A 24,759-nucleotide genomic window follows, 5' to 3' on the forward strand; every position below is an offset into this window, starting at 1 on the left:
TATTCATCTATTTTGCAGGAGCGCACGCAACAGATAGAGCCACGATAAAAACCAGGGGCTGTTCACCATGACAAAAAACAGGCCTGCAGGCTTCTTTATATATTTAGTCTGGGTGGCAATTCTTACTGCAATGCCCGTTTCGGGAGCGCAGTTTCTGCTGATGCTGACAACAGAGGGCATCAGCGAGTTTCCATCCCAGCTGATCTCAACCACCCTGTTAGAGCAACCCTGGCGCACCCTTACATTTGTTCCGGTCGATGAGCACTTTAAAATAAACCCCGGGCATACATTCAAAAAAATACTGCCTGAAGATGTCCAGGAACTTTTTATTACACCAGAGAACTCCCTTTTCCGTGCCCTGGCTTCTCCCCATAATAACGAAACCTACCTTTTGTGGCTGCAGGATATCCCGATCACCAGCTCACAGGATGCCCGGTCTCTTTCTTCTATTTCTGCCGAACTCTTTATATTGATTTTCAATTCACCAGAACAAACATCAAACCTGACATCACCCCATACCCTTAACCTGACCCCTGCCCCCTATGACCAAGTCGTTTTGCAGACAGGCAAGGACGAATCATCACCACAATTTATTTTGTCGGAATACCTTTTCTCCGGGCAACAGGGTTTTGTTCTGCAACCTGCGGCCAATACCAGCTGGCAGCCCATTCCTGACACAAACCAATATGCCTGGCTTAATAACACAACCGCAGATTCTGGCAAACCACAAACCTTTCCTGGAAAGACTGCCCGAAAGGACGAAGAGCAAACGGCAAATGAAGCCCCAGTGAAAATACAGCCCAGCTACCCTTTTCCCCTGGAAGACCGGGAATACCTGTCGCCAGAAAATTTTGACCGCATTAATCTGCCCAGGACTGATGATATTCGGCAATGGCGACAGATAAAAAAAACAGGAGGCGCTTTTGGCGGCATAACGATCATCAAAGACCCGTCCGATGCCACTAATCAACGTGCGGTAAAGGCTGCAATAAAAACCACAGACCCAAACTGGCTCATAGATTTTTCTGCACTATGCCGCGAAACCTGCATACTCTCAGTTCTTCACAATCCCCATATCGTCAAAGCCCTGGGCTACGCCCTGTCATATACGGAAGACAATTCCACCAGACTGCGTCTGGCCCTGGAAGTTGTGCCGGGATTTTCCCTGCAGCAACTATTACAAAGCCCAAAGACCAGGAGTCACTTTGATGAACAGACAGCAGCAGAAACCATCGCCCAGGCTCTTGAAGGACTTGACTATATGCATAGTCTGAATTTTGTTCATCGGGATCTGAAGCCCGACAATATAATGGTTGAGCTCAAAGGGAAACAGCCTGTCAATGTGGTTTTAGTAGACTTTGGTTTTTCCGGTTATTGCACGCCAGAGAAACCAAATACAAAGCCTTGTGGAAACCCCATATACAGTGCTCCTGAAATTCTCCAACTACCGAGAGCAGGAGGGACTGCCTACGATGGGAAGAAAGCGGATATCTGGAGCCTGGGTGCTGTAGCGCTGGTCGCCCAGACACATGAAAATCCATATCCGGGAACACTTATCGACATAACCAGAAAGCGCAGGGCAAAACCTACCAGGGTTGATGAGATTGGCAGCCCTGCAGAGAAGCAGAGATTTTTGCAGCGATGCAACCCGTCAGAGAACGCTATAGAGTTTATTGACCTCTGCTGCGACCCTGTTCCGGAGCGACGGCCACCAGCCTCAGACTTGATCCAGCATCCATGGCCAATGAGTTCCCCCTGGCGACCGCGCAAATAAAAATGGCACCGGTAAGGGTGCCATTTTCATAGCCAGCATAAACTGTCTTAACGCTCAATACGCCAGGTTGTTCCTTCACGGGAGTCCTGAAGGATAACGCCTTTCTCCGCCAGTTCTTCCCGCACACGGTCCGCCTCCGCAAAGTCCTTGGCCTTCTTGGCCGCCTTACGTTTGGCAATCATCTTTTCAATCCAGGCTTCATCCACATCACTGCCGGATTTCAGGAAGGACTCGGGATTATCCTGCAAAATACCCAGCACGCCACCCAGCTTCACCAGCAGCGCCGCCAGAGGCAGAGCTGCCTGTTCATTCTCAACACGCTCGGTATTGAGCTTACGCACCAGCTCAAACAGGGCGGCCAGAGCTTCCGGAGTATTAAAATCATCGTCCATGGCTTTAAAGAAGCGCTGCTCAAACTCAGAGTTTTCAGCAGCTTCCACACCCGACAAATCCAGGCCCTTAAAGGCAGTGTACAGACGCTCCAGGCGCACACCCGCTTCCTTCAGAGACTCCTCGGAATAATTGGTATGGCTGCGATAGTGGCTGGAAATCAGCAGATAGCGCACGACTTCCGCCGGATAGTTTTCCAGCACCTCTTTCACGGTAAAGAAGTTACCCAGAGATTTGGACATCTTTTCCTTTCCCATGCGCAGGGCTCCGGAATGCAGCCAGTAACGGGCAAACTCGACACCGTTTGCGGCTTCCGACTGGGCAATTTCGTTCTCATGGTGCGGGAACGGCAGGTCAGGACCACCGCCATGAATATCGAATGTATCGCCCAGGCAGCTTTTGCACATCACCGAGCACTCAATATGCCAACCGGGGCGGCCTTTGCCCCAGGGCGATTCCCAGCTGGGCTCGCCCTCTTTGGCACCTTTCCAGAGCACGAAGTCCAGGGCGTCTTCCTTGGCTTCGTCCACGGCGATACGGGCACCGGACTCCAGCTCTTCCAGCACCTTGCCGGACAGCTTGCCGTAACCTTCAAACCTGCGAACCCGATAGTAGACATCGCCATTGCCGGGAGCATAGGCGTAGCCCTTATCAATCAAGCCGCCGATCATCTCCAGCATTCCGTCGATATGCTGGGTGGCACGAGGCTCTTCGTCCGGCTTCTGAATCCCCAGAGCGGCAGCATCTTCGTCCATGGAGTCGATCATGCGTTTGGTCAGTTCGGTGTAGTCTTCACCATTCTCAGCCGCACGATGAATGATCTTGTCATCGATATCGGTGATATTGCGCACGTAAGTCAGGTTGTAACCCCTGGCACGCAGATACCGGGCCACTACGTCAAAGGCCACCATGGTGCTGGCATGGCCAAGATGGCTGTGGTCGTACACTGTATTCCCACAGACGTACATACGGACGTTGTTGCCATCCAGCGGCTTAAACTCTTCCTTTTTACGGGACAGGCTATTGTAAATCTGTAACACGTAGAATGCCCTTTAATTCGTTTCCGGCTCTAACTTGCCTGTTTTCAATTGCCTGCTTTGGCGGCCGCTTTTGAAGACCAAGTGTCTTTCAGGCCGATAGTCAGGTTAAAAACCGGGCTGTCGCTGCTGTGATCATAACGATCAGCAACAAAGTATCCTTCACGCTCAAACTGGAAACCCTGTTCCGGTGCGGCTGTGGTCAGAGACGGCTCTACCCAGGCTTCGGTCACTTTCAGAGAGTCCGGATTGATATGGCTGATAAAATCTTCATCACCACGGTCTGGTGCTTCATGATTGAACAGCCGGTCATAGATACGCAGTTCAGCCTTCTTGCCATAAGTGGCGGATACCCAGTGAATCACCCCACGGGGACGAATACCTTCTGGCGGATTTTCACCCACGGTACCCGGCACATAGCTGCAGCGGATTTCAGTAATCTCGCCACTGTCGTCCTTCACCGTGTCTTCATGCTTGATTACGTAGGTACCCCGCAGACGGATGTACTCTCCAGTCACCAGGCGCTTGAACTTCTTGCGGGACAGACTGTTGTCCTCATTAAAGTCTTCACGGTCGATGAACAGCTCTCGGGTAAACGGCAGAGCACGCTCGCCCATCTCCGGCTTGTTCGGGTGAACCGGTACAGCCATCTCCTGCACATCACCCTCCGGCAGGTTGGTGATCACCACTTTCAGCGGATTCAACACTGCCATGGCGCGACCGGCATTGGTGTTCAGGTCATCACGGATCGCATGCTCCAGCATGGAGAAATCGGCTATACCATCGGTGCGGCTGACACCCACCATCTCCGCAAACCTGCGAATGGAGGCCGGAGTGTAACCACGACGACGCATACCGGACACAGTAGGCATACGGGGATCATCCCAGCCGGACACCAGCCGTTCGTCCACCAGCCGCTTAAGTTTACGTTTGGAGGTCACCACATAGTTCAGGTTGGTGCGGGCAAACTCATACTGAGTCGGTTTGGCCGGTACTGGCAGGTTTTCCAGGAACCATTCGTACAGGGGGCGGTGATCCTGGAATTCCAGGGTGCAGATGGAGTGAGTCACACCCTCAATAGCGTCTTCCTGGCCATGGGCGAAATCATAGCTGGGATAGATGCACCACTTATCACCTGTCTGATGGTGGGCCATTTTGCGAATCCGGTAGAGCACCGGGTCACGCATATTCATATTCGGGCTCTGCAGGTCAATCCTGGCCCGCAGGCTGGCCTGACCTTCTTCATAGTCACCGGTGCGCATTTTTTTGAATTCCGCCAGGTTTTCTTCCACGCTCTTGCTGCGGTCAGGACTGGCTACACCGGGCTTGTTAAAGTTACCCCGGTTTTCACGCATGGTTTCCGCATCCTGGTGATCCACATAGGCTTTGCCTTCACGAATCAGGTGCAAAGCCCACTCGTAGAACTGATCAAAATAGCTGGAGGCATAACGCACATTTCCGGACCAGTTAAAGCCCAGCCATTTGACATCCTCTTTAATCGCATCCACATACACCTGCTCTTCCTTCTCCGGATTGGTATCGTCAAAACGCAGATTGCACTCGCCATTAAAGGTTTCCGCCAGGCCAAAGTTCAGGCAAATAGATGTAGCATGGCCGATATGAAGAAAACCATTGGGTTCCGGGGGAAAACGGGTAACAATTTTATTGTCAGCAACCCGGCCTTCGGCCAGGTCTTTTTCGATAATCTGTTCCAGAAAATTTCTGGGAGTCGTATTAGATTTCTCAGTATTACTCATGATTCAGGAAAACTGTCTGGTAGAGAAATGACCGGCACTTTGCCGCCCCTGCATTTATTCTAGCTCTGGCTCAAGGTTTACTTCGGACCAGAACCCGAGGTCAGCTCTGTTGCTGAACCGGTTGCTGCTCCGGCTGGTTTACGCTTCTACAGCCGGATACACCTATAACCACCACACTCGTAAATACAGCCGCCAGCGGGCTGACCAGCGCCTTGCGCTTCATAAAAACAGATTCCTTGTGACTGCTTGTAACCAGGAAATCTGAAGGGTTTCAGACCTGAAAAGCAGGGAAGAGAGATAAAATCAAGGGGGCAAGATTACCATTTTCCCCGGAACAGGTACAATTGCAGACAGTACGCTTTCCCCCACAATATCCACCCTGAAAGCCTGTTACACCGGCCTTCAGCCAAAAAGAATATCCATGAAACAGATTATTGTTGCCTCAACCAATCCCGCAAAACTGGCCGCTGTTGAAAGTGCTTTTGTCGAGGCCTTTGCTGAACCGATAGAGATTTCTGGTATTTCCGTCAGCAGCGGAGTAGCCGACCAACCCCTTACTGACCAGGAAACCCTGGCCGGTGCCCGCAACCGTGCTGCCAACGCCCGCATAGAAAAACCGGATGCCGATTACTGGGTAGGACTGGAAGCCGGTATTGAAGGCAATCACACCTTTGCCTGGATGGTGGTCCAGAATAAAAACCGTGCAGGAGAAGCCCGCTCCGCCAGCCTGCCCCTTCCTCCAAAGGTTCTGGATGGTATTTTTGAAGGCAAGGAACTGGGGGATGTTATGGACGAACAATTCGGCACATCCAACACCAAGCAGAAAGGCGGTGCTATCGGCCTGCTGACCAGCAGCCTGTTGACCCGCTCTTCTGTTTATCATCAGGCTTTGATTCTGGCATTGATTCCCTTTCTCAATCCGGAACGCTTTCCCTCACGGGAACAAAATTAAACCAGGAAAACACCTCTCTTTTGACCCGCATCATGGGGGCAGGACTCTTCTGCCTCTACGTACAGGGAAACAGATAACCCTATTCACCTGGGTGATGTCCGCCCACTTTCTACTGTCCCTCTGGTTTCGACATAAACTGTCAGAAGCCGATTAAAATCCCTGAAGAATGGGTTACCCGATCACCAATACCCAACAGTGGCAGCCTGCCTCCGCAACATCATTCTACACCACAGAACAGAACCCCATGTTCTATAGGTATTTACTACCAGCACAGTCCTTCATTCTAGGAGCAGAACTATCTACCGCCCATGATATATACGCTCCCAAAAACACACAGTTTCCCTGCCGAATTGAAGCTTATAAAGAACTGGGAGTACTATACGAACAAGAGATCAATCAGGAGCCGGAAGCGCGACTCCTGAATATAGAACGGGTTATAGACGACAGGAAAAACCAGCTGCGAGAATCTCTGACAGAGTTTGAACAAATCCAGCAGTTACTACAAAGCTACCAAAGAATACGACAGCAATTTTCAAAGCTTCAGGAGGATTTAGAGCAGGAAGACGTCGATGCATTACCGCAGGAACTGCGGGGATTAGAACAGGATATAGAGGAGCTGGATAAGAAAATTAATCAGGTTCAACAGACAATTCAGCGAATAATGGCAAGAACCCGTTTTTTTATCCAGGAATTCATGTTCTATAAAAACAGGGAATAAATGCAGGAATCAAGATGGTGCCCGGAGCCGGAATCGAACCGGCACGATATTTCTATCGACGGATTTTAAGTCCGTTGTGTCTACCAATTTCACCACCCGGGCTACACAAAAATATCGCAGCGGTGGCACTGCGATGAATCTGGAGGCGAGTACCGGAGTCGAACCGGTCTAAATGGAGTTGCAGTCCACTGCATAACCGCTTTGCTAACTCGCCTTTAAACTGTTCTGTATAAACGATCTTATACAGTAAATTTGGAGCGGGAAACGAGATTCGAACTCGCGACCCCAACCTTGGCAAGGTTGTGCTCTACCAACTGAGCTATTCCCGCAACTGTTTTTAACGTGCTTTCAGTGCTGGCTTATCAATGTGCCGCCCTGGAAGATGCGAGCTATTCTATGTAACTGCGCTTATATGTCAATACGCTGATATATAAAGAGTTTTATTTTTCTGCCCGATCATCTTTAAAAGGTGTCAGGTCTGGCCAGGCTGCCTTCAGATAGACAAACATAGACCACAGAGTCAACACCGCAGCGATATTCAGGAGAATCAGACCCGCCATACCTACCACCCCCTCCCCCAGCTCCCGGGCCAGCAGCAACAGAGTAATAGAACCCATCTGTGCAGTCGTTTTCAGCTTGCCAATAAAGTTGACAGCCACGCTTGTACGCTTGCCCAGTTCCGCCATCCATTCCCGCAGGGCGGAAATTACAATTTCCCGGCTGATAATAATCAGTCCGGGCAAAGTCATCATGGGGCTGTCGAATTTCTCAATCAAAATGGCCAGGGCTACGGCCACCATCACCTTGTCCGCCACCGGATCCAGAAATGCACCAAAAGGCGTGGTCTGGTTCAGTTTGCGGGCCAGATAACCATCAAACCAGTCGGTAAACGAAGCCACCATAAAAATAGTAGCGGCCACTATATAGGTCCATTGGAAAGGGAGATAATGGACAACCACAATCACCGGGATCAGCAGCAGACGAAGAAGGGTTAAAGTATTCGGTATATTCATGATTTACGACTTAAATCCTTGATCCCGGGCCAGGAGTCTGCCCGTATCTGTAAGTCTATCAGCTCACAGAGTGTGATGTCATAGCATAATTGCCGGCAACCAGGTTCATAGGAGACTGCACTTGCAGGCATTTAAACAACCATTACATTAAGAGCCTGTTCATAATCTTATCGTGAACGGGTTCTAAGAAAAATTGTCCCGAATCTGCATGGCCAGCTGCCGGCTGATTCCTTGTACTTTGGTCAGCTCATCCACCGAAGCTTCTTTTACACTTTTCAAGCTACCAAAAAATGACAACAGAGCCGCCCTGCGTTTAGAACCGACGCCGGGAATATCTTCCAACTCAGAGCGGCTGCGTTTTTTGTCACGACGCTGGCGATGCCCGGTAATAGCAAACCGGTGGGATTCATCCCGCACCTGTTGCACCAGATGCAGGCCCGCAAGGGAAGCATCCAGGGCATACTCTTTGCCGGAATGGCCATCAATCAGCACTTCAAGCCCCGGTTTGCGTGTTTCCCCTTTGGCAACCCCATATACCGCCATATGGGCAAGCTGCAGACTGTTCAGCACCTCTTTGGCTTTATTTAACTGGCCCACACCACCATCAATCAGCACAAGATCAGGCAGCACACTGCCTTCCTGGAGCGCTCTGGAATATCTGCGCTCAACCGCCTGAGCAATGGCTGCATAATCATCACCGGGCGTGATATCCCGAATATTAAAGCGCCGGTAATCACTCTTGCTCGCCCCTTCATGGCCAAACACCACACATGAGGCGACTGTGCCCTCACCCATGGTATGACTGATATCGAAACATTCGATACGTTCAGGCAGTTCATCCAGTGAGAGCGCCTGCTGTAAAGAGAGAAAACGCTCATAGATATTGCGACGGTCAGCCAAATGGGAAAGCAGGGTCTGCCGGGCATTGCGCTCCGCCATATCCAGCCAGCTTTTCCGTTCCCCACGGACCCGGCTGCGCAGTGTCACCGTTTTACCAGATACGGAACGAATGGCATCGGTTAATGCCTCGTACCCGGAAACAACCATGGGCAGAATAATATCCCGGGGGAAATCTCGACTTTGAGACAAGCTGATATAAAACTGACCCAAAAAACTCTCCAGATTGTCTGCCGGATTGGCATCCAAAGGAAAATTCGGGAAAAAGGGCCGTGTACCCAACACCCGACCCTGGCGGATAAACATCACCAGCACACAGCAACCCCCAGGTTCTTGCACCATGCCGAACACATCTGCGTCCCCGGAATCTACCGCGATTACTTGCTTTTCCTGAACCTTGCGCAGGTGGTTAACACTGTCTCTGTAGTTTGCCGCCTCTTCAAATTCCAGATGCTTTGATGCCGCCTCCATACGGCGAATAAGGTCATAAATCAGTTCCTGACTTTTACCGTCGAGAAAATCCACGGAATCCTGTACATCCTGCTGGTACTCTTCACTCTCCACCAGATTCACACAGGGGCCTTTACAACGGTTAATCTGGTACTGCAGACAGGGGCGGGTTCGATTACGGAAGTAGCTGTCTTCACACTGTCGCACCCGAAACACTTTCTGCAACAGCACCAGGCTTTCCCGGGCAGCCCCGGAACTGGGATAAGGGCCAAAATAACGCCCTTTTTTACGGCGAGTGCCCCGGTGCAATGCCAGCCGGGGCCAGGGGCCGTCCGAAAGGAAAATATAGGGGTAGGACTTATCGTCACGAAGCAGGATATTGTAGGGGGGCCGGTTTGCCTTAATCAGGTTCTGCTCAAGGATCAGAGCCTCACCTTCACTGCTGGTGACAATGGTTTCAATCCCGGCAATTTTCGCCACCATGGCCGAGGTTTTCGAACTGCGCCCCTGGGGGCGAAAGTAGCTGGCTAGTCGTTTTTTCAGGGACTTGGCTTTACCCACATAAAGGGTTTGCCCATCACTCCCCAGCATCTGGTAAACACCCGGCTTATCGGATGCTGTAGCAAGAAAGGCTTTATGGTCAAAGGTACTGCCTGAGGCTGGTAACGACATAGAGAAAAAGGCCAAGTAAAAACTATTGAGAGAGTACTCCGATAGCTGTAATCATAAAACCTCAACAGGTTCTAATACGGACATTCATAGTCTATCGGAACCACCCATAATCAACAGATAGAAAAAAGGTGCCTTTTCAGGCACCTTTTTCAAACAGTCATGGAATCAACTCCGGCAGCGATTGATATTATTTAATCAACAATATCAACCAGACCATGCTGAACAGCCAGCCGGGTTAAACCCACATCCCCTTTTACTCCCAGTTTTTCAAAAATCCGGTAGCGGTAGGTATTCACTGTTTTGGTTTCAATACCCATATGGGCGGCAATATCAGACACCTTGTAACAATCAATCACCATATTGGCCACCTGAAACTCCTGGGGAGAAAGAGCCTCAAAAGGATTGGCGGCATTTTCATTAGATACCGACTGAACCGCCATCTCCTGAGCCACCGCCGTACAGATATAACGCTGTCCGGCATAGACGGCTTTGATAGCCTGAATCATCTCCTTGTAATCCCCACCCTTGGTGAGATAGCCTCGAGCACCAGCCTCAAGAATCTTGCGGGAATGCACTGCGTCCTCAAGGCTCGAAAGAGCAATAATTCTGGTTTCCGGACGGGACGCATTTAAGCGACGGGTCGCCTCCAGTCCACCCATACCCGGCATCCGGATGTCCATCAGCACAATATCCACCTCCTGCGCACGACAGATACCCTGCACTTCTTCGCCGGAACAGGCTTCCCCCACTACTTCGATACCTTCAACATCAGTCAGCATGCGAGCCAGACCGCAACGAACAAGCTTATGGTCGTCAGCTATTAATATTTTTATCCGGGACACAGTCTACTCCCGACCATTACGTTGTCATTAATTAGCGGCATCCTGCCTGTAAAGATTTTGTATATCTGTATACACACTATCAAACCACACTCCGTACGCATAGGTTCAGAGTGTAATTTCATACATCTGTGCTTTAAGAAGAAATAACAGCGTTAAATAAAAGAGAACAAAGTAAAAGACAGGTTGATTAACCTGCCTTTTTTTCAGCCACAAATATCAGGAAACAACAGCTAGAACTTCTACTTCAAACACCAGCACGGAGAAAGGAGGAATAGAACCCGCGCCGTTTTCGCCATAAGCCAGATTATGGGGAATAAACAGCTTGAATTTATCACCCACGACCATCAGCTGCAGCGCTTCAACCCAACCAGGAATAACACCAGTTACCGGGAATTCTGCGGGCTGGTTACGTGCTAATGAGCTGTCAAAAACAGTACCGTCAATCAGGGTACCGTGGTAATGAACACGTACAGTGTTCTCTTTGGAAACCTTATCACCGTCGCCTTTTGTCAGCACTTCGTACTGCAGGCCGGATTCGGTCACAGCCACGCCTTCACGACCGGCATTACCTTCCAGGAAAGCCTTACCGGAGGCGATAACATCCGCAGAACGGGTTTCAGCCGCTTCCTGCATCTTCTTGGTCACAACCTGGAAAGCTTCATTGATAGCTTCAGGGTCTACAGCCATTTCCAGGTCATTCAGGTAATCCGCCAGCCCCTGCTGTACCGCAGCAATATCCAGACCTTCAAAAATCTGGCGAGCCAGCTGCTCACCCATCTGCCAACCCACACCGTAGCTGGCCTTCTGTTCCATGGATTCGTATTGAGACATGAACTGCACTGTTCCCATTGGTTAAAGCGCAGCAGTCTGCGTGAAACCCCCTGCAAATACAAGCTGGTAAGCCAGCTGGAGGCGATTCCCCGGCCCGGTTAATACTGGCTCGCCTATGGTTTTCATGCAGACTGGGCTAAGGCGTGGCAGCAATTCTTTTAATGGGACTATTAAACATCTTGGCGGCCCCTGGTTAAATAGGTTCTCGCATGTTTTCAATAATGGAGAGGCTTTTGTGGCGAATAATCAGATTCGCTTATGTTCATTTGTCTCACTTCTTTCTAAAGAAAAAGGATTTGGATATCAAAGATGATGAGGCTGAATCTGTTTTCTTTGATGTGGGAAGTGTGGTGATAGGTGAGCAGCATATTAAGCTAAAGAAAGCCGTGTTAGATGAACCTGCACCAGAATCAGGAAAAGATTTCCACCCGGAAATCAAGTTTGAGCTCTCAGGAACTATGACTAAAACACCAAAGGAAATGCTTTATGAGTGGGAAACTTTCTTTGGAGAAGAGAAAAATCATACAATATCCACGTCTGCCGTCATGTTGGGAAAAGATATTCATGGCTACTTTGAATAATAGGTCTTTTGAAACGCCCTCCGACTCTCAGTTAGGATCAAGATGGATAGTAATATCCGCATCAGGCATAAGTTTCAGCAGCTGACCCTGGGCTTTTTTACCCAGACTATGGGCTTCTTCCAGGGTCAGCTTGCCGTCCAGATCAAGATCCAGCTGGATAATCGGCTTAATCCCGGACATACGGGTTCGCAGGTTATGGAGGTCAATCACCCCGTCAATGGACAGCACCTGTTCCCGGATTTTCTGCTCCTGCTTATGATCCAGAGCCTTGTCCATCAGCATCTGGATCGCATTCCAGGCCACACTGCCCACGCTGAAGATCATATAAACCGCAATACCAATACCGATAATCGGATCTGCCAGTGCATAACCGGCAGCGACAATCACCAGAGCTATAACAACTCCCAGATTGGTCAACAGATCCATACGGTAATGCATGGAGTCTGTCTCAATGGCCAGGGAACCGGTCATACGTACGACATAATTCTGGTACATCACCAGAGCCAGAGTCACAATCATGGAGAAAGCCATCACCGCCAGAGCAATCTGGCCATTATCAATCACAACACCGGAACGCAGGTTATCCACGGCATGGAGAATCAGGAACAGACCGGAACCGGAAATAAATGCAGACTGGGCCAGGGCTGCCAGCTGCTCAGCCTTGCCATGACCAAAATGGTGGTCATCATCTGCGGGCTTAAGAGCAATAGAGATGGCCACCAGATTAATCACCGAAGCAAAAGCATCCAGCAAAGAGTCCATTAAAGTGGCCAGGATACTGACCGATCCGGTCATCCCCCAGGCCAGCAGCTTGGCGAAAATCAGGATAATCGCTACACCCACCGAAGCCCGGGATGCCCGGCGTAAAAGAGTTGCCTTCTGTTGTTCTGTTAACTGCTTTTTCATTTATCCACTCCCTGTGGCCAGTCTGCAGAATCCTTATTCACCTTATTCGGCTACGGACCTTTTGCGCAAGTTTACAAAATTCCCAGGCTCCCTGGAGAATTCTCGGGGTTTGCCTGAGAATCAGGCTGCCATCGATGGTGTATACATCTTTATTGCGCACGGCAGGAATGGTGGAAAACTTCTCCCACTCTTTATACAGAATTTCGCTGCCCTTTTTTCCAGGATGGTCCCCTTCGATAATCAGGGCCGGCTGCCGGGCAATCACATCTTCATGGGAGATTCGCGGTACCAGAACCGGCGCGTCGGCAAACACATTATGGGCACCACAAACACTGAACACAGAAGACACCATATGCTTGCCATTTAAAGTCATCAAAGGATTGTTCCAGACCTGTATAAAAACAGCCACCTGACGCCTGTGGGAATATTTTTCCTTTAACTCGCTCCACCCGGCCAGCAGTTTTTTTGCCTGCCGCGCTCCCTCCGGACTGCGCACAAGCCTGCCCAAAGCACGCAGATCCCTGGCAATAGCTTCCACATCACCCGGCTCAGAGTTATAAACCGGAATACCTAATTGCTTTAACTGCTTCAGCAATTCCGGTGGATTGCCTGATGGCCAGGCCAGCACCAGATCCGGCTTAAAGGAGTACAACCCTTCCAGGGAGATAAAGTTATAACCACCCAGCCTGGGTAACTTTCTGGCTGCTTTCGGGTAATCCGTGCCGGTGATCACCGCCACCAGCCGGTCACCACCGCCAGCTTTATAGATCAGTTCCGTTCCGTGGGGGGACAGGCTGATAATCCGGGTTGGCGGTCGGCTGACCGTCACCTTTTTTCCCGTAGAATCTTCTACGGTGATAGAGGCTCTGGCTACACCGGTCAATACCAGAAGTGGCATAAATAAGGTCACGAGGAGGTTTCGGCTAACTCTCACCGTTTTCCACTCCAGCTTCAGCAAAGGTATGCATATGATTATGCAGAGCACAGGCCATGCGCAGCAAAGGGAGTACAACCGCAGCGCCACTGCCCTCTCCCAGCCTTAACCCCAAACGACACAAAGGAGTAACCCCCAAGTTTTCCAGCAATAGTCCATGACCAATCTCCTCGGACTGGTGGGAATAAAGCAACCAGCCTGCCACTTCCGGATGCATGCGTACAGCAACAAGGGCAGCCGCCGTGACAATATAACCATCCACCAGCACGGGAACGCCTTTCTGTGCGCAACGGATCATGGTTCCGCATATAGCCGCAATCTCAAAACCACCAAGGCAACGCAACACCTGATCTGGCTGGGCCGCAGAGAGTTTATGGCGTTTCAAGGATTCCTCAATCATCTGCTGCTTGAAGGTCAATCCCTGGTCGTTGATGCCTGTGCCCCGCCCCGTCATCCGGACCGGGGACGTATCTGTCAGCATACAACCGATAGCCGCAGCAGCGGTGGTGTTGCCAATACCTGTTTCTCCTGCAATAAACAGGTTCAGAGGACCATCCTCAAGCAGCCCGTCAATATGGGCCGCCCCCGCAGCCAGGCACCATTCAAGTTGAGACTGGCTCATGGCTGGCCCATCGGCCATATTGTCACTGCCCTGGCCTGCGGAACAATCGATCACGGCTTTCCACCCCAGGGGAGAAGAAAGCAAGCCCATATCGATTATATCCAGTCGGCAGCTCTGCTCCCGGGCCAGAACTGAAATCGCTGCTCCGCCATTAACAACATTCGCCACCATCTGTGTGGTGACCTCCTGGGGATAGGCAGAAGTCCCCAAAGCTGCAATGCCATGATCCGCAGCAAACACGGCAATAGCAACATGGTCTAACGCCGGATGACCCGTGCCCTGCAGGCCGGCCAACACCTCAACAACCTGCTCCAGTTGCCCCAGGGAACCAGGAAACCTGATAAGTTGCCCCTGACGTTCACGTACTGCGGCGGAGCTCTCCGGGTTCGGTTTTTTAAATGGTTCCTGCCGCCAGTTTGAAGACAGCTGCCCGGGCATGCCATCCAGCCACAGGCGAATATCCGCGAAAGAGAATGGCCAGCGGAGCTCTTCTCCATTGTTATTTTGCAAAACCGGAATAGATGTTCCGTAACGCTCAATCAGAGCATCATCCAGGGCGATATCCACCCTCTCAACGCTGGCTTCCAGCTCTTCGGCGGGAACCATGCGCTCCAGCAGCGTCCAGGCCTGGTCACACAAATGACATCCCGGAGTGGTCAGGAAACAGAGTTTCTTCATCAATCAGCATCCATTCTCTATCATAATGCTAAGCTATATGCAGACTTGCTTGTTAGAACATTATCTATGGTGACGCAGCAGTAAAGAGCACCAGAAGATTAATTAGCCAACGTCGTTCACAAAAGCGGTCAGCCGGGTAAAATACTGTGTGAAAACAAAAAACTGCAAAAAAATCTTCAACACTATATAAGAATCTTCTCAGGGGACAGTAGACATGGATTTCGGTTTTTTTAACCAGCTGCTGATAATTTTTTCCGTCTCTGTCTTCGCTATCGCCCTGTTCCACCGCATGCATATCCCTGACACTCTGGCCTACCTGATGGTAGGACTGGCCCTCGGCCCTACGGCAACAGGAATAATCGATACCAGCTTTGATATTACCCTGCTGGCGGAAATTGGCGTGGTCTTCCTGCTGTTTTCCCTCGGGCTGGAGTTCTCCCTGGCCAATGTGCTGGCCATGCGTCGCATTGTATTTGGCCTTGGTGGACTGCAGGTAATGATCTGCACTCTACTGATTGGTTTCAGCGGACTGCTGCTTGGTTTCTCCCCCGGCGGCACCCTGGTTATGGCCGCGGGACTCTCCCTGTCCTCCACGGCGATTGTGTCCAAGGAGCTGTCCCGGCGCAATGAGCTTCGCTCTACCCATGGCCAGCTGACCATCGGAACACTGATTTTTCAGGATATCGCCGCAGTTATGTTCCTTATCCTGATTCCAGCCATGGCAGGCATTACTGCTTCCAGCCTGACCCATTCCCTGCTGATCAGCCTGGGTAAAGGCATAGGTTTTGTCGCCTTTATGGTGCTTGCCGGACGCTGGCTTTTACCTCGCATGTTCCATGAGATTGCCCGCACCAAATCCGAAGAACTGTTTGTACTCAGCGCCATTGTGGTCTGCCTGGTGGCCGCCTGGTTAACCCATCTGCTGGATCTCTCCATGGCCCTGGGGGGGTTTGTGGCCGGGATGATGCTGGGGGAAAGCCATTACCGTCACCAGATAGAAACGGATATCCGTCCGTTCCGGGATATTCTGCTGGGACTGTTCTTTGTCTCCATTGGATTGATGCTTGACCTGCAGCTATTTGCCGCCAACTGGCCGATGATTCTGCTGGCGGCCTGTGGCCTGCTGCTGTTCAAAGCCACCATGATTACCATGCTGGCCAGCTTTATTCACCATGGGAAAAAGACAGCTATCCGCACCGGTATCTCCCTGGCCCAAAGCGGTGAATTCTGTTTTGCCCTTGTGGCTCTGGCCAGCCAGCACAGCCTTCTTTCCCCATCGACTGCTTCTTTTATTCTCTCGGTGACCATTGTCTCCATGGCCGCCACCCCCCTGCTGATCCGCTACAGCGGCCTGATTGCGGATCTTATCTGTGGCCCTAAACAGGAGCGCGAACCACGCAATGCCAGCGATGTGATCAGCCAGCAGGCAGAAGATGTTGAACAGCATATCCTGATTCTTGGTTATGGCCGCGTAGGCCAGGCCATCAGCCACTTTCTCCGTGAAGACCAAATGCCTTTTATCGCCATAGATGACGACCCGATCCACGTTCGGGAAGCCAATCGAGCCGGTGAACCGGTGTTTTACGGCGACTGTCGCCGCACCGAACTGTTGCTGGCCGCGGGGCTGAACCGGGCCAGGATGGTGGCCATCTGCGTAGACAGCTCAAGGGCCGCACGGGAAGCCCTGAAGGGCATCAGGGATGTGAATAAAGATATTCCCGTGTTAGTAAGAACCCGTGACGACTCAATGATGGACACTCTGAAAGAAGAAGGAGCCACGGAAGTTGTGCCAGAGGTACTTGAATCCAGCCTGCTGATTGTCAGCCATGTGATGACTATGCTGGGTCAGCCCGAGCGCACCATTGCCCAGCGCATCCAGTCGGTTCGCCGGGAGCATTACGATATTCTCCATGGTTTCTTCTTCGGCCAGTCCGAAGCCCTGCATACAAAAGAAGGCGATCCTGCCGAGCTGCTGCTCGGCGTCACACTGCCAGAAAAAGCCTGGGCCGTAGGCCGGCCTCTGGGGGATATCAACCTGGAACAGACTGGCGTTCGCCTTAAGCGCATCACCCGTGATGAAAAACGCCTGAACCTGCAACCCGAGCTGACCCTGAATATCGGCGATGTGCTTTTGCTGAAAGGTACCCAGAAACAGGTGCAGCAGTGTGAAAGCCTGCTACTGCAAGGCAAGTAGCAAACCGGCAGAAACAACCCTCCCAAATCAGCACCACCGTAACATTTTGTATCTGGCCCTTGCGGGCCGTATACCCCGGTCTACCCTTTCTTCTCCATGAATAACCTTCAATAATCAGAAAAATCTGAACAGGGGGTATCTAATGCCGGGCTTTTACCGTGCACTATCTTACTCAGCCCTGAAAACGCTGGCTGTACTTTCCTTCGGATTGTGGCCTTTGGCCATTCAGGCTTATCAGGACTCTTCGGAACCCACGCCAACAATCCTGGTGCTGTACAAGGATTCCACCGGGCAGTTCACCACTTTCCCCGATAATGCAACACCTTCCGGTAAATCCAGTAAAAAGGGGCAACCATTCCGGTCAGATACGAACAACGGCCTGGCACGACGTATTGGCAACATCACCTTGTCCGATACCCCTGAACCATCATCAGTCCCCCTGCACAGGCTGAGCAGCACCGACCACCTCAACAGGTTTCAGCCACCCTCTTCCGACACACAAATATCCAGCACCCATCTCAGTGGCTATTGGCAAAAAAAGAAAAGCGGTCGCTCAGCTACGGAACATCTGGCCCGCCTGCTGATACCCTTTGGGGGCGCGGCCCTGGCCCTGGGCACTTTGCCGGAAGACGTTAGACCTGATATCCGTGGCAACCATTTCCAGGTAAACCTGGGTCACTATCTGGTACTTGCTACGGTCAACAACCTGGCAGACCAGGTGGGTGAAGTGATGGCCGACCTGCTGGAGCAGCACCATGCGGGAGGGGTTATCGCTCCGGAATGGGCCAGCAAAGGTGCAGTCGCGGTCTTGATGCTGGGTGTCGGTCAACTGGAATCGGTCAAGGACAGAAGCAATATGACCATGGGCAATACCACCCGCTTCTTTGCCCAGTCTCAGGTGGTCAAGAACTCCGGCCTGTTCCTGGGGGAAGCCACTGGCAAGGTATTTGACCAGATTACCGACCTTCCCCCAGAGCGTCGCAAAATTCTCACAACCATGGCCGCCGGTGCCTGGACAGGTGGACTTTATGCTTTGCTGTCATCAACGATGACGGAAACCTTCCAGAACACCAAGGATTTCCGCAGCAAAATCAGTAACGCAGCTGTCTTTGGTATTAATGGAGCCATTGCGCCGTTTATTCAGGACTTTATCGGACAATGGACAGATAACGAAGCCATCAAAAATGCCAGCTCAAACATGCTGGTCTCCTGCTTCGCATTGCCCGCTGCCGGCGGTCTGTACTATTTCCTCAGCAGTTATAAGACTCCGGCCAGCCAGGGTACAGCTTATATCTTACTGAAACTGCTGGCGGGCAGCCTGACCAAACTTACCAGCGCGTCAATCGCTACTGGCCTGGGCAGAAGCACTCTCCAGAAAATCTATGGCCAGTCCGGAAAAACCACAGGATTTACCGCTGTCAGCTCTGTCCTGCTCACCCTGTTTGGCCACGGCCTGTACAGCCAGTTCGGCATTAACAAAGACTATGGTTCATTGGTTAACGAGTTTTCAGATAAATTCCGTGACGGTATCTATGCCGTTACCATATCCACAGCTCTTACCACTATTATTGAGGATATCGTGCGCCGGATTGAACCCGCCAATGATGACGATATGATTCTGCACCTGAAGTTTGAACCTGTACGGGCAGAGAATGACTCCCTGAACATAGCGGAGTGACAGATCAGCGGTCTTATTAAAATCACCTCTTGCTTAATGTTTCTTTCTGTCTCTGACCGGGCTTGAATGCCCGGCCAGAGAATAAAGAGCTCACGCTGACTGCATAAAACGGTAAAAGCCGTTATAGTGGCAGCGTTGTCTTTATCTTGGCAGAGAGGGAACTATGAAAACCACAACAGATCCCGATAAGAGTCCCGGCTTTTTTTCCATTGTCCAAAGCACTCTTGCCGCGGCTTTTGGGGTGCAGAGTGACAGCAAACGTCAGAAAGATTTCACCCATGGCCGTCCAGGGCAGTTTGTTGCCGCAGGTATTATCTTCACTGTTCTCTTTGTTGTAATTCTTCTGGTGATTGCGAACCTTGTGGTCTGAACACAGAAACTGTGCGCAACCGACAATTCTACTGTCCTTAACTTGTCCTTAACTGCCTTTCTTTTCCCGTAATAACAATGCTCCCATGGAACAAAGCTCCCAGATAACAGGAGCAGGCTCCATCAATAAACAAGAATAAGGGATTTCCATATGAATACTGTTGTCATTCTTGCTGACTATACCAACCCCGGCCACGCGGAGGATATTGTCTTCCTGCTGGACAGCTATGCCCGGGATCCGATGGGCGGCTCAGAGCCACTGTCAGAGCAGGTGAAAAACAATCTTGTCCCGGCACTGGCCAGAATCCCCCACGCTTTTACCGTACTCTGTTATGTGGACGGTCAGCCAGCGGGGCTTGGTAACTGTTTTGAGGGATTTTCCACGTTCCAGTGCAAGCCTCTGGTCAATATCCATGACATTGCCGTTACCTGGGAATTCCGTAGCCAGGGTATTGGACAGAAGCTTCTGGCCAGAATTGAAGAAGAAGCCAAAGCCAGACAGTGCTGCAAAATCACCTTAGAAGTGCTTGAAGGAAATATCCCTGCGCAGCATGCTTACCGAAAATATGGCTTTCAGCCCTACAAGCTGGACGATAAAAATGGTTCGGCTCTGTTCTGGCAGAAAACTATCTGAGGAATTAGTGGAATTCTAAAATCGGGGGAATCAAAAAGTCGGCAGCAGCCGACTTTTTCACATCAGAAATAAATTACTGCCCGGCAACCCAGAAGACCGCTATAGCCACAGCCATAACAATCAGGGCAACAGCAGCCAGAGCGTCAGCCTTGCTGTCATGGCCTGCGTGCTCTTCATTAAACGATTTCTGTTCCATACCAAATCACCTCGTAATGTTTACTTTTATTATTTTTGTTTATCACTGTTATTGTTGTTGAATCAGATTAACGTGCCTTCCCCAGTCCTACAAGATCACCTTCGGTATACTCCATACATTCCCACCGGCAGATTTCATCAAAAATCACTGCCGTACATACTTTCATATAATTCATAGCTATCAATATATTACGAAATATTACTTTTACGAATAAGCAATGCCTGATACTTTACGCTCGCCAATATAGACAATATTTCCGGCTGCCGGCTGAAACCTGCTTACAAAAAAATAATTTATGTACGTTTATAACGAAGTCGACCAGCGCATAGTGGATGAGCGTGTCGAACAATACCGGGATCAGACCCGTCGATATCTGGCCGGAGAGCTTCCGGAAGAAGCATTTCTGCCACTGCGCCTGCAGAACGGTCTCTATGTGCAGAGATTCGCCCCCATGCTGCGGGTGGCTGTTCCCTATGGCCTGATGAATACGACCCAGCTGCGCAAGCTGTCCCACATCGCCCGTTTTTACGATAAGGGCTATGTCCATATCACCACTCGCCAGAATATACAGTTCAACTGGCCGGAACTGGAACAGGTGCCGGATATTCTCGCAGAGCTTGCCAGTGTCCAGATGCACGCCATCCAGACCAGCGGCAACTGTATTCGTAATACCACTACCGACCCTTTTGCAGGCATCCTGCAGGAAGAAGTCACCGATCCCCGCCCCTGGTGCGAAATTATCCGCCAATGGTCCACCCTGCATCCGGAATTCGCATTCCTGCCCCGTAAATTCAAGATTGCGGTGACCGCCAGCCCGGAACAGGATCGCGCTGCCGTACAACTGCACGACATCGGTCTTCAGGCTCAAGTGAATGATGTCGGCGAAACAGGCTTTCGTGTACTGGTTGGCGGCGGACTGGGTCGAACCCCGGTTATTGGCCAGGTGGTGTGCGAGTTCCTGCCCTGGCAACACCTGCTGACTTATCTTGACGCCATTCTGCGGGTGTATAACCGCTATGGCCGCCGGGATAACAAGTACAAGGCCCGTATCAAGATTCTGGTAAAAGCCATGGGTGTTGAAGCCTTTACCGCCAGGGTTGATGAAGAGTGGCAGCACCTGAAGGATGGCCCAGCCACCCTGACAGAGGCAGAAGTTCAGAGGGTTGCGCAATATTTCGTTGATCCGGAATACCAGACACTGGGCGACAATCCGCCCGAGCTGACTGAAGCCCTGAACAAAGACAAAGACTTCAGCAACTGGTACCAACGCAATACCCAGGGCCATAAAAAGCCCGGTTATATTGCCGCTGTTATCTCCCTGAAAACCACGGGTGCAGCCCCCGGCGATATCAGCGCCACCCAGCTGGACCAGGTTGCCCTGCTGGCGAACAAGTACTCCCTGGGTGAACTCCGTTCTACCCATGAGCAGAACCTGGTTCTGGCGGATGTACGACAGGATCAGCTTTATGCCCTGTGGCAGGCCCTGTCTGAATATCGTTTGGCCTCACCGAACCACGGCCTGCTGACGGATGTGATCTGCTGCCCGGGCGGTGACTTCTGCGCCCTGGCCAATGCCAAGTCCCTACCCATAGCCGAAGCCATCCAGCGCAGGTTTGATAATCTGGATTACCTCCACGATCTGGGCGACCTGAGCCTGAATATCTCCGGCTGCATGAATGCCTGTGCCCATCACCATATCGGCAATATCGGTATTCTCGGCGTAGATAAGAAAGGCGAGGAGTTTTACCAGATTATGCTAGGCGGCTCCGCCGGTCATGATGCATCTCTCGGCAAGATTGTCGGCCCTTCCTTTGGCCAGGATGATGTTGCCGATGTTATCGCCAAAATTATCGATGTATATGTCGCACAGCGTCATGAAGGCGAAAACTTCCTGAGCACTTACCGCCGTATTGGCCTGGCCCCCTTTAAGGAGCGTGTATATGAACGCAAAGCAGCTTGAGCTCCTGACCCAGGATTCTGAAGACTACACCGTTATCAGTGATGACGCGGCCCTGCCCTCCAGTGGAAATATTCTGCTTAGCGCGGAGCAGTTCACTGCTCGGCAGGCCGAATTGGAGCACCGTGACGGAAAAACCGGCCTGGTTCTGCAGACGGATACCGAGCTGGAGCCTCTGGCAGATATTCTGACCAAAGCGCCGGTTATCGCAGTGTACTTTTCTGCCTTTGCCGATGGTCGGGGGTTTTCTGTGGCTCGTCTGCTGCGGGAACGTTACGGCTACACCGGCACCATTCGCGCGACCGGGAATTTTATTCCTGACCAGCTGCACTACCTGGCCCGCAGCGGTTTCGATAGCTTTGTGCTTCCGGAAGGTACCAAAGAAGAAACAGCTGCTACATGCCTGGAGGCCTTTACCGAAGCCTACCAGACCTCTGTAGACCGCAAGGAACCCTTGTTCCGCCGCCTCTGATTTCCTTCTGGAACTCAACGGAAACAGCCCCGGTCAACTTTGAGTTGACCGGGGCTGTTGCTTTTACCCGGGCACCTCAAGCCAATAGCCTGTAGTTTTCCCCGTTAAGCAAATATAAGAGCTGATCTGCTTATTAGGCTTCACAACGGAGACAACTTCATATGGGGAATAAACAGGTTTAGAAGGGGTCCGTTGCATATGACGCTGCTCAAAGAACGATCCGTAACAAATAGAGCGGCTGCTCGGCGGGGGCGGAGCAGGAGTGTTCGTCGGTACCTGGGGAAGATACCAGTGCGTAGCCATTATTGAGTTATCACAGGTACTGTGTTTGATTGTGGTGCCGTTTGACCAGAGACAACGGTTGGTATAATCATTTTTGAGGACAACATCCGAGCCGACCTCGGATTCAGTCCAGAACTGATCGTAATAATTCGACACACAATTCCACATAAAAAGATTGTCATAAACAGGGTTATGGATAACGGCCTTATTCACCACAAGACACTTGGAAGTACCAAGGTTGTATAGCTGGAATCCTCCTGACACCAGCGCGACATCATCTTTTCTCCATCGCTGGTTGGGTGTGTCCCGACAGGGATTCATATGGACATTCCCATCCGTTGTAGCCTCCAGACAGTAATCATTTCCCCGCTTCTGGAGAAGAAGCGCTGTTGAGTCGCTTGCGCAGACTGCCATTGGAACAGAAACCAGAGATAATGTCGGCATGACAAGACATGCTTTATAAAAATAACGAGTACACAAATGCATAGCAGTACCCTGTAGCAGAGTTATATGAAGATGAGGAAAACAAAGCCTGTAGTAAAAAAAGCTGATGAGCGCAAAGGCCCAAGTGGCTTCTCATAGAGAAAATAATCAGGAAATTATAGTGCCAGCGATTCTTCCTTCTCGAATAAACATATACCGGAGTAGTTTAGACACTAAACGCTTTTCTTGTACGCATAAACCGATATACTGATTTGAGTTCATTAACGGCTGTGTTTATGGATTCCGGTTCCCTGTTCTTCTCATTCTTCCTGATTTTTACCGGCGCAGCTGTTCTCGCCTCCATTGCTCTGGCTACACGACAACCATTGATTGTCGCTTATATTGTCCTGGGGGGATTGTTTGGTCCATCCGGTCTGGCGCTGGTCAGTGATACCTCTCTGCTTACTGATATCGCCCATGCCGGCATTCTGTTCCTGCTGTTTCTTCTTGGGCTTGATATGCAGCCCGGGCACTTTATGCACCTGTTGCGCAAAACCGCCACGGTTGGCCTGTTAAGCTCCCTTGTCTTCGCCATAATCGGTTATGGCTGTGCACGCCTGTTTGGTTTTTCCGAAGTCAGCAGCCTGGTAATTGGCGGTGCGATGATTTTTTCCAGCACGATTATCGGTATTAAGCTGCTGCCAACAACTGTGCTGCACCATAAACATACCGGTGAACTGCTGGTCAGCCTGTTGCTGCTCCAAGATCTGCTGGCCATCCTGATGTTATTAGTGCTTTATAACGCAGGCGGCAGCCAGGGCGGCTATCTTTCCATGGTCAGCACATTTGCCACCCTGCCCCTGCTGGTATTGATTGCCTGGCTGAGTGTCCGTTACGTGATGCTGCCGCTGATGACACGATATGATCGCTTCCATGAGTATCTGTTCTTACTGGCCATAGGCTGGTGTCTTGGCCTTGGGGAGCTGGCCCATAGCCTGGGACTGTCTGCGGAGATTGGCGCTTTTATTGCCGGCATTACCATCGCCACCAGCCCTATTGCCCAGTACATCGCTATTAACCTGAAACCCCTGCGGGACTTTTTTCTGATACTGTTTTTCTTCTCTGTGGGTGCCAGCTTTAACCTTGCCCTGCTGCCGGATGTGCTTGTGCCCGGCGTTACTCTTGCAGTTATTTTCCTGACAATTAAACCACCGGTATTCTGGTTCTTTCTGCGTAAGGTCAGCGAGAAACGGAAAATCGCCTGGGAAACAGGTGTACGACTGGGGCAGAACAGCGAGTTCTCGCTACTGATCGCCAGCGTGGCAGCATCACAGGGACTGATCGACAATATCGCTTCCCATGTTATTCAGGCAACAGCTATCCTGACCCTGCTTCTGTCATCTTATATCGTGGTATTTAATTATGAATCACCGATTGCAGTGTCTGATCGCCTGAGAAGGGATTAGAACGAAGAAGGCCCAATCGGGCCTTCCTGCATAA

General features: G+C 51.0%; 22 protein-coding genes and 3 tRNA genes. 11 read left to right on the forward strand and 14 right to left on the reverse strand.

The window, feature by feature from the left end:
- Positions 1-67 precede the first annotated feature (67 nt).
- Positions 68-1,774 carry a serine/threonine-protein kinase gene (locus ACY2RQ_RS13970; protein WP_490113599.1) on the forward strand — a complete coding sequence of 569 codons (1,707 nt, stop codon included), beginning with the start codon at positions 68-70 and terminating at the stop codon, positions 1,772-1,774.
- Positions 1,775-1,821: 47 nt separating this feature from the next.
- On the opposite strand, the gene cysS is transcribed toward ACY2RQ_RS13970, so the two are convergent.
- The 3 genes from cysS to ACY2RQ_RS13985 form a co-directional block, all read right to left on the reverse strand.
- A complete protein-coding gene (gene cysS, locus ACY2RQ_RS13975; RefSeq protein ID WP_490113600.1) occupies positions 1,822-3,204 on the reverse strand; it encodes a cysteine--tRNA ligase in 1,383 nt (460 codons plus the stop codon).
- Between the two features lie 44 nt (positions 3,205-3,248).
- A complete protein-coding gene (locus ACY2RQ_RS13980) occupies positions 3,249-4,958 on the reverse strand; it encodes a glutamine--tRNA ligase/YqeY domain fusion protein (protein ID WP_490113601.1) in 1,710 nt (569 codons plus the stop codon).
- 100 nt (positions 4,959-5,058) lie between these two features.
- Positions 5,059-5,181: a hypothetical protein gene (locus ACY2RQ_RS13985; protein ID WP_490113602.1), complete on the reverse strand. Its 123-nt coding sequence runs from the start codon at positions 5,179-5,181 to the stop codon at positions 5,059-5,061.
- A gap of 198 nt (positions 5,182-5,379) precedes the next feature.
- On the opposite strand from ACY2RQ_RS13985, the gene yjjX reads away from it, so the two are divergent.
- Complete coding sequence (gene yjjX, locus ACY2RQ_RS13990; protein ID WP_490113603.1) at positions 5,380-5,910, forward strand: inosine/xanthosine triphosphatase; 531 nt, start codon at positions 5,380-5,382, stop codon at positions 5,908-5,910.
- Between the two features lie 244 nt (positions 5,911-6,154).
- Positions 6,155-6,628: a hypothetical protein gene (locus tag ACY2RQ_RS13995; RefSeq protein ID WP_490113604.1), complete on the forward strand. Its 474-nt coding sequence runs from the start codon at positions 6,155-6,157 to the stop codon at positions 6,626-6,628.
- A gap of 15 nt (positions 6,629-6,643) precedes the next feature.
- On the opposite strand, the gene ACY2RQ_RS14000 is transcribed toward ACY2RQ_RS13995, so the two are convergent.
- The 7 genes from ACY2RQ_RS14000 to bamJ all read right to left on the reverse strand — a co-directional run bounded on the left by ACY2RQ_RS14000 (position 6,644) and on the right by bamJ (position 11,333).
- A tRNA-Leu gene (locus ACY2RQ_RS14000) sits at positions 6,644-6,730 on the reverse strand.
- Positions 6,731-6,768: 38 nt separating this feature from the next.
- Positions 6,769-6,842: transfer RNA gene (locus tag ACY2RQ_RS14005), tRNA-Cys, on the reverse strand.
- 39 nt (positions 6,843-6,881) lie between these two features.
- Positions 6,882-6,957, reverse strand: a tRNA-Gly gene (locus tag ACY2RQ_RS14010).
- 111 nt (positions 6,958-7,068) lie between these two features.
- Entirely contained in the window at positions 7,069-7,641 is a 573-nt protein-coding gene (pgsA, locus tag ACY2RQ_RS14015) for a CDP-diacylglycerol--glycerol-3-phosphate 3-phosphatidyltransferase (RefSeq protein ID WP_490113605.1), read from the reverse strand.
- Positions 7,642-7,824: 183 nt separating this feature from the next.
- Complete coding sequence (uvrC, locus tag ACY2RQ_RS14020) at positions 7,825-9,660, reverse strand: excinuclease ABC subunit UvrC (protein WP_490113606.1); 1,836 nt, start codon at positions 9,658-9,660, stop codon at positions 7,825-7,827.
- Between the two features lie 191 nt (positions 9,661-9,851).
- Positions 9,852-10,502: a response regulator gene (locus tag ACY2RQ_RS14025; protein ID WP_490113607.1), complete on the reverse strand. Its 651-nt coding sequence runs from the start codon at positions 10,500-10,502 to the stop codon at positions 9,852-9,854.
- Between the two features lie 216 nt (positions 10,503-10,718).
- Complete coding sequence (bamJ, locus tag ACY2RQ_RS14030) at positions 10,719-11,333, reverse strand: BamJ family beta-barrel-assembly machinery protein (protein ID WP_490113608.1); 615 nt, start codon at positions 11,331-11,333, stop codon at positions 10,719-10,721.
- A 296-nt stretch (positions 11,334-11,629) separates the two neighbouring features.
- Here bamJ and ACY2RQ_RS14035 point away from each other — a divergent pair, with 296 nt between their 5' ends.
- Positions 11,630-11,914 (forward strand): hypothetical protein, encoded by a 285-nt coding sequence (locus ACY2RQ_RS14035; RefSeq protein ID WP_490113609.1) that lies wholly within the window; start codon positions 11,630-11,632, stop codon positions 11,912-11,914.
- 27 nt (positions 11,915-11,941) lie between these two features.
- Here ACY2RQ_RS14035 and ACY2RQ_RS14040 read toward each other — a convergent pair whose 3' ends face one another.
- The 3 genes from ACY2RQ_RS14040 to cobT are packed head-to-tail and all read right to left on the reverse strand — an operon-like array spanning position 11,942 to position 15,054.
- The gene (locus ACY2RQ_RS14040; protein WP_490113610.1) at positions 11,942-12,820 is read right to left on the reverse strand and encodes a cation diffusion facilitator family transporter; all 879 of its coding nucleotides are present in this window, start codon (positions 12,818-12,820) and stop codon (positions 11,942-11,944) included.
- Between the two features lie 37 nt (positions 12,821-12,857).
- On the reverse strand, positions 12,858-13,730 hold the full coding sequence (locus tag ACY2RQ_RS14045) for a cobalamin-binding protein (protein ID WP_490113611.1): 873 nt from the start codon (positions 13,728-13,730) through the stop codon (positions 12,858-12,860).
- A gap of 13 nt (positions 13,731-13,743) precedes the next feature.
- Positions 13,744-15,054 carry a nicotinate-nucleotide--dimethylbenzimidazole phosphoribosyltransferase gene (gene cobT, locus ACY2RQ_RS14050; protein WP_490113612.1) on the reverse strand — a complete coding sequence of 437 codons (1,311 nt, stop codon included), beginning with the start codon at positions 15,052-15,054 and terminating at the stop codon, positions 13,744-13,746.
- Positions 15,055-15,268: 214 nt separating this feature from the next.
- On the opposite strand from cobT, the gene ACY2RQ_RS14055 reads away from it, so the two are divergent.
- The 4 genes from ACY2RQ_RS14055 (at position 15,269) to ACY2RQ_RS14070 (ending at position 19,929) form a co-directional block, all read left to right on the forward strand.
- Positions 15,269-17,248 (forward strand): cation:proton antiporter domain-containing protein, encoded by a 1,980-nt coding sequence (locus tag ACY2RQ_RS14055; RefSeq protein ID WP_490113613.1) that lies wholly within the window; start codon positions 15,269-15,271, stop codon positions 17,246-17,248.
- A gap of 142 nt (positions 17,249-17,390) precedes the next feature.
- Positions 17,391-18,926, forward strand: a complete 1,536-nt coding sequence (locus ACY2RQ_RS14060) for a hypothetical protein (protein WP_490113614.1) — start codon at positions 17,391-17,393, stop codon at positions 18,924-18,926.
- A gap of 163 nt (positions 18,927-19,089) precedes the next feature.
- Positions 19,090-19,296, forward strand: a complete 207-nt coding sequence (locus ACY2RQ_RS14065; RefSeq protein WP_490113615.1) for a DUF2970 domain-containing protein — start codon at positions 19,090-19,092, stop codon at positions 19,294-19,296.
- Between the two features lie 150 nt (positions 19,297-19,446).
- Positions 19,447-19,929 carry a GNAT family N-acetyltransferase gene (locus ACY2RQ_RS14070; RefSeq protein WP_490113616.1) on the forward strand — a complete coding sequence of 161 codons (483 nt, stop codon included), beginning with the start codon at positions 19,447-19,449 and terminating at the stop codon, positions 19,927-19,929.
- A gap of 73 nt (positions 19,930-20,002) precedes the next feature.
- Here the strand turns inward: ACY2RQ_RS14070 and ACY2RQ_RS14075 are convergent, their stop codons facing one another.
- Entirely contained in the window at positions 20,003-20,125 is a 123-nt protein-coding gene (locus ACY2RQ_RS14075; protein WP_490113617.1) for a hypothetical protein, read from the reverse strand.
- Between the two features lie 295 nt (positions 20,126-20,420).
- Here ACY2RQ_RS14075 and ACY2RQ_RS14080 point away from each other — a divergent pair, with 295 nt between their 5' ends.
- The 3 genes from ACY2RQ_RS14080 to ACY2RQ_RS14090 all read left to right on the forward strand — a co-directional run bounded on the left by ACY2RQ_RS14080 (position 20,421) and on the right by ACY2RQ_RS14090 (position 24,725).
- On the forward strand, positions 20,421-22,085 hold the full coding sequence (locus ACY2RQ_RS14080) for a nitrite/sulfite reductase (RefSeq protein ID WP_490113618.1): 1,665 nt from the start codon (positions 20,421-20,423) through the stop codon (positions 22,083-22,085).
- Positions 22,066-22,554 (forward strand): DUF934 domain-containing protein, encoded by a 489-nt coding sequence (locus ACY2RQ_RS14085; RefSeq protein ID WP_490113619.1) that lies wholly within the window; start codon positions 22,066-22,068, stop codon positions 22,552-22,554. Before ACY2RQ_RS14080 ends, ACY2RQ_RS14085 begins: the two co-directional genes overlap by 20 nt.
- Before the next feature lie 1,001 nt (positions 22,555-23,555).
- Complete coding sequence (locus tag ACY2RQ_RS14090) at positions 23,556-24,725, forward strand: cation:proton antiporter domain-containing protein (protein WP_490113634.1); 1,170 nt, start codon at positions 23,556-23,558, stop codon at positions 24,723-24,725.
- Positions 24,726-24,759 lie beyond the last annotated feature (34 nt).

This window comes from Parendozoicomonas sp. 209JJ7-1 (assembly GCF_058147085.1).